Source organism: Methylobacterium sp. WL103 (assembly GCF_008039885.1).
In the GTDB taxonomy this organism is placed as follows: domain Bacteria; phylum Pseudomonadota; class Alphaproteobacteria; order Rhizobiales; family Beijerinckiaceae; genus Methylobacterium; species Methylobacterium cerastii.
In genome coordinates, this window is record NZ_VRUX01000321.1 from 1 (window position 1) to 4,942 (window position 4,942).

A 4,942-nucleotide genomic window follows, 5' to 3' on the forward strand; every position below is an offset into this window, starting at 1 on the left:
ATGCCAATGATCGGGGATGCCGCCCTCCCCTCTCGACCTCGCCGCCCTGTTCGACGCCGCCGCCGGGGCACGCGGCCGGGCGCATGCGCCGTACTCGCGCTTCGCGGTCGGCGCAGCGCTCCGCGACGAGCACGGCGCGATCCATGCCGGCTGCAACGTCGAGAACGCGGCCTATCCGGTCGGCACCTGCGCCGAGGCCGGGGCGATCGCCGCGATGATCCTGGCCGGCGGCCGGAGCATCCGCGAAATCCTGGTGCTCGGCGACGGCGCTGGCCTCGTCACGCCCTGCGGCGCCTGCCGGCAGCGCATCCGCGAATTCGCCGCGCCCGCGACGCCGATCCACGCGGCGGGGCCGGAGGGGGTCCGGCGCAGCTTCACCCTCGACGCGCTGCTGCCGGACTCCTTCGGGCCCGAAACGCTCGTCCAGGAGATGCTCGGTGACTGAGGCGGTCGACACGTTGCGCGCGGCGGGCTTTGCCGGCCCCTATGCCTGCGCGATCGTCGCCGGCACCGGGCTCGGCGGCCTCGCCGACGGGCTCGCGGATGCGATTTCGCGGCCCTATGCCGAGATCCCCGGCTTTCCGGGCGCCGGCGTCAGCGGCCATCGCGGGCGGCTTCATCGCGGTTCGATCGCCGGGCGGCGGGTGCTGGTGTTCGAGGGTCGGGCGCACGCCTACGAGTATGGGGACGCCGCCGCGATGCGCGTGCCGCTCGCCGCCGCGCAGGCCCTCGGCGCCGCCTGCCTGCTACTCACCAACGCCTCCGGCTCGCTGATGCCGGCGGCCGGCCCCGGAAGCCTCGTGCGGCTGTCCGACCACCTCAACCTGTCGGGGATGAACCCGCTCGTCGGCGAGCCGAGCGACGCCCGCTTCGTACCGATGGTGCGGGCCTACGACCCCGCCCTGAACGCCCGGCTCGATGCGGCCGCGGCCGCCTGCGGCATCCCCCTGCATGCGGGCGTCTACGCGTGGTTCTCCGGGCCGTCCTTCGAGACCCCGGCCGAGGTGCGGATGGCGGGGCTGCTCGGCGCCGACCTCGTCGGCATGTCGACGGTGCCGGAGGTGATCCTCGCCCGCTTCCTCGGCCTGCCGGTCGCCGCGCTCTCGGTGGTGACGAACCGCGCCGCCGGGATCGGCGACGGCGACCCGCATCATGCTGAGACCAAGCAGGCGGCGGCGGCCGCGGCCGGCGACCTCGTCCGGCTGATCCAAAGCTTCGTCGCCGGCCTGCCCGCCGGCGATCCTTGAGCCTCACGCCTCCCCGAAAGCGCGCGCGCATGCCCGAACCGACCTTGAACTCGGCCTCGATCGCCCGGCGCGCCCTCGCGCTGCTCGACCTGACCGACCTCGGCGACACCTGCACGGCGACGCAGGTCGACGCGCTGTGCCGGGACGCCCGCGCGGGCGGGGTCGCGGCGGTCTGCGTCTGGCCGCAATTCGTGCATCAGGCGGCGCGCGTGCTGGCGGGCGGACCGGTGCGGATCGCCACGGTGATCAACTTCCCGGCGGGCGGCGAGGATGTGGACCGCGCAGTCGAGGACACCGCGGAGGCGCTGCGCGACGGTGCGCACGAGATCGACCTCGTCCTCCCCTACCGGGCGCTCCTGCGCGGCGACGCGGAAGCGGTCCGCCTCATGGTCGAGGCGGTGCGCGAGGCCTGCCCCGGAACCGCGTTGAAGGTGATCCTGGAAACCGGCGAGTTGCAGGCCCGCGAAACCGTCGCCACAGCCAGCCGGCTGGCGCTCGCGGCCGGCGCCGACTTCATCAAGACCTCCACCGGCAAGAGCGCGGTCTCGGCCACGCCGGAGGCGGCCGAGACCATGCTGCACGCGATTCGCGAGGCCGGGCGGGGCGGCCTCAAGGTGTCCGGCGGCCTGCGGACGCTCGCCGACGCCGCGACCTACCTCGCCCTTGCCGACCAGATCATGGGGTCGGGTTGGGCCGGCCCTGGGACGTTCCGACTCGGCGCCAGCAGCCTGTTCGGCGTGCTGATGGCCGCCCGCGGGGATGCCACCAGTCCGGAGGCGACGCCATGAGGCTTCCGCAGGAGACCATCCGGCGCAAGCGCGACGGGGCGACGCTGGAGCCCGCGGAGATCGCCGACTTCATCGCCGGGCTGACCGACGGGCGCGTCGGCGAAGGCCAGGCGGCGGCCTTCGCGATGGCGGTGTTCTTCCAAGGCATGTCGATCGCCGAACGGGTGGCGCTGACGCGGGCGATGACGCGATCAGGCAGCGTGCTGGCCTGGAACCTGTCCGGCCCGGTCCTCGACAAGCACTCGACGGGCGGCATCGGCGACGCGGTCAGCCTCGTGCTCGCGCCGATGGTCGCAGCCTGCGGCGGCTACGTGCCGATGATCTCCGGCCGCGGCCTCGGCCATACCGGGGGCACGCTCGACAAGCTTGCCAGCATCCCCGGCTACGACGCGACGCCCGACCTCGACCGGTTCCGGCGCGTCGTCTCCGAGGTCGGCTGCGCCATCATCGGCCAGACCGCGGACCTCGCGCCGGCAGACCGCCGGCTCTACGCGATCCGCGACGTGACCGGGACGGTGGAATCGCTCGACCTGATCACGGCCTCGATCCTCGCCAAGAAGCTCGCCGCAGGGCTCGACGGCCTCGTCATGGACGTGAAGGTCGGCTCCGGCGCCTTCATGGCCGGGATCGACGCGGCGCGGGCGCTCGCCGACAGCATCGTCGCGGTGGCGAACGGCGCGGGCCTGCGCACCGTCGCGCTGATCACCGACATGGACGCGCCGCTGGCGAGCGCCGCCGGAAACGGCTTGGAGGTCGCCTACGCGATCGACTACCTCGCCGGGCGCCGCGAGCCGCGCTTCCACGCAGTGACCCTGGCGCTCGCCGCAGAGATGCTGGTGGCCGGCGGGCTCGCGACTGATCTCGACGCGGCGGCCACGAAGCTGGAGGCGAGCCTCGCCTCGGGCCGGGCCGCGGAGACGTTCTCCCGCATGGTCGCCGCGCTGGGCGGCCCCGCCGACCTGATGGAGCATCCCACCAGGCACCTGCCGGCGGCGCCGGTGATCCGGGAGGTGCGGGCGGAGGGTAAAGTCGCGCGGGTCGCGACCCGCGCGATCGGGCTCGCGGTGATCGGCCTCGGCGGCGGCCGAGGGGCCGGCGGTGATCGAGCGGATCGCGCCGAAGCCATGAAGAAGGCCGGTGGCTTTCGCCACCGGCCCGAGCTTACCTACCAACCGCCGCGGCCGTAGCCCCGGCCGTAGCCGTAGCCGCGCCCATGGTGATGGTGATGCCCGAAGCGCGGGCCGCCGAATCCGTGATGACCGCCGAAATGACGGCCGCGCGGCGGGCCGTAGCCGAAGTGGCGGGGGCCGTGGCCGAAATGGCGGTGGCCGTATCCGTAGCCGTACTGCGCCTGCACAACGTCGGCATGAGCTTCGGCGAGCGGGGCCGGTGCGAACGGCGCGGCCTGGGCCGGTGCCGCGAGGGCGAGGCCGCCGGCGAGCGCGAGGGCTGCGAGGGCGAGGCTGGTGCGGGTCGGTGTCGTAGACATCGGCGTTCTCCTGCTGTGCGCCGCGGCTTTCGCCGACGGCGTTGAGCGGAGAGATAGCGGGCCTCACCTGAATGTGACCTGAGGCACGCGCTCAGATTGTGTTCGGGCAGCTTCGATCAGGGCCGGCGGTAGACCCAGACCCGGGCCGGCGGCAGGTTGAGCCAGACCCGGTTCGAGCCGCTGGCGGTGTAGCTGCCCATCGCGCAGCGCGCCGGGATCGGCGGGACGACGGCGTAGGTGAACTGCACGAACGGCGCGCCCGGATGCATCAGGTCGTGGGCGGTATTGAGCAGGTCGAGGCGCTGCTCCAGCGGCTTGGTGAAGAGCGGCAGGCTGGAGACGGTCGCCGCGGCCGGCCCCGTCATCACCGCGCCGACGCTTCCGCGGATGTCGTAGGCGTCGCCGCGCACCACGGTGACGCCGGGGAAGCGGCGCCGCAGCAGGGTGCAGAAATCGGGGTTGAACTCGATCAGCACGAGGCGCTCGGGCGCGACGCCCCGGCGGATCAGCGCCTCGGTGACAGGACCCGTACCGGGTCCGATCTCGATCACCTGCCCCGAAACGGCCGGGTCGACATAGGCCGCCATGGTCCTGGCCAGCATCTTGCCGGACGGCGTGACCGAGCCGGTGACGAGTGGGCGCTCGAGCCAGGACTTGAGGAACCGCGCCTCGTCCTCCAGCGGATCGCGCCGCACCTTCGCGTTCACGGACGAGGTTTTCGCACTGGAACGACGTAGCGGCGGCAAGTCCGGTGTTCCTTCAGGTTGGATCACCGAAAGGCGATCCCGGCAGTGAACGCGACGGTCGGCACTTGTCTTACAGGCAAGGTCGCGCCCGTGCCTAGCACAATGCGATCACACATGCCTGCACCGATCGAACCGGTCTCGGCCACAGGCTCAACCGGGCCGGCGACGATTTGATCCGGTGGACGCCGCGGGGTCTGCACAGGGTTACGGGCGGGCGGTGCCGCCGAACCCGCCGAGGAAGTCGCGCACCTTCGAGAAGAAGCCAGCGGCCTCGGGGTGGTTGTCGTCGGACGCGGTCTGGCCGAACTCCTGCAGCAACTCGCGCTGGCGCTTGGTCAGGTTCTGCGGCGTCTCGACGAAGACCTGGATGTAGAGGTCGCCGACCTCGCGGGCGCGCAGCACCGGCATGCCCTTGCCCTTGATGCGGAACTGCTTGGCCGTCTGGGTGCCGGCCGGGATCCGCACCTGCGTCTGCGAGCCGTCGATCACCGGCACGGTGATCTCGCCGGCAAGCGCCGCCGTCACCATCGAGATCGGGACCCGGCAGAACAGGTCGGCGCCGTCGCGCTGGAAGAAGGCGTGCTGCTTGATCGAGAGGAACACGTAGAGGTCGCCGGCCGGCCCGCCGCGCAGGCCGCTCTCGCCCTCGCCGGCCAAGCGGATGCGCAGGCC

At 72.7% G+C, this 4,942-nt stretch carries 7 protein-coding genes; 4 read left to right on the forward strand and 3 right to left on the reverse strand.

The genetic code is table 11. From position 1 onward, the window contains the following. The first annotated feature begins 16 nt into the window (after positions 1-16). The 4 genes from FV222_RS17340 to deoA are packed head-to-tail and all read left to right on the forward strand — an operon-like array spanning position 17 to position 3,222. Positions 17-445 (forward strand): cytidine deaminase, encoded by a 429-nt coding sequence (locus tag FV222_RS17340; RefSeq protein ID WP_147765163.1) that lies wholly within the window; start codon positions 17-19, stop codon positions 443-445. Continuing rightward, positions 438-1,247: a purine-nucleoside phosphorylase gene (locus FV222_RS17345; RefSeq protein WP_147765162.1), complete on the forward strand. Its 810-nt coding sequence runs from the start codon at positions 438-440 to the stop codon at positions 1,245-1,247. The genes FV222_RS17340 and FV222_RS17345 overlap by 8 nt, the downstream gene beginning before the upstream one ends. 29 nt (positions 1,248-1,276) lie before the next feature. Continuing rightward, positions 1,277-2,035, forward strand: coding sequence for a deoxyribose-phosphate aldolase (gene deoC / locus FV222_RS17350; protein WP_147765161.1), 759 nt, complete (start codon positions 1,277-1,279; stop codon positions 2,033-2,035). Continuing rightward, positions 2,032-3,222: a thymidine phosphorylase gene (gene deoA / locus FV222_RS17355; protein ID WP_147815266.1), complete on the forward strand. Its 1,191-nt coding sequence runs from the start codon at positions 2,032-2,034 to the stop codon at positions 3,220-3,222. Before deoC ends, deoA begins: the two co-directional genes overlap by 4 nt. On the opposite strand, the gene FV222_RS17360 is transcribed toward deoA, so the two are convergent. From FV222_RS17360 to FV222_RS17370, 3 genes are all read right to left on the reverse strand, one after another. Next, positions 3,201-3,524, reverse strand: a complete 324-nt coding sequence (locus tag FV222_RS17360; RefSeq protein WP_147751404.1) for a hypothetical protein — start codon at positions 3,522-3,524, stop codon at positions 3,201-3,203. The two genes, deoA and FV222_RS17360, sit on opposite strands and share 22 nt — an antisense overlap. Before the next feature lie 116 nt (positions 3,525-3,640). After that, entirely contained in the window at positions 3,641-4,270 is a 630-nt protein-coding gene (locus FV222_RS17365; RefSeq protein WP_147751405.1) for an rRNA adenine N-6-methyltransferase family protein, read from the reverse strand. 204 nt (positions 4,271-4,474) lie between these two features. After that, the coding region (locus FV222_RS17370) for a DnaJ C-terminal domain-containing protein (RefSeq protein WP_281406891.1) at positions 4,475-4,942 on the reverse strand (468 nt) is incomplete at its 5' end.

Coding starts and splice junctions, on each gene's coding strand:
- FV222_RS17340 (WP_147765163.1), top strand. CDS start 17: ATGCCGCCCTCCCCTCTCGACCTCGCCGCCCTGTTCGACGCCGCCGCC.
- deoC (WP_147765161.1), top strand. CDS start 1,277: ATGCCCGAACCGACCTTGAACTCGGCCTCGATCGCCCGGCGCGCCCTC.
- deoA (WP_147815266.1), top strand. CDS start 2,032: ATGAGGCTTCCGCAGGAGACCATCCGGCGCAAGCGCGACGGGGCGACG.
- FV222_RS17360 (WP_147751404.1), bottom strand. CDS start 3,524: ATGTCTACGACACCGACCCGCACCAGCCTCGCCCTCGCAGCCCTCGCG.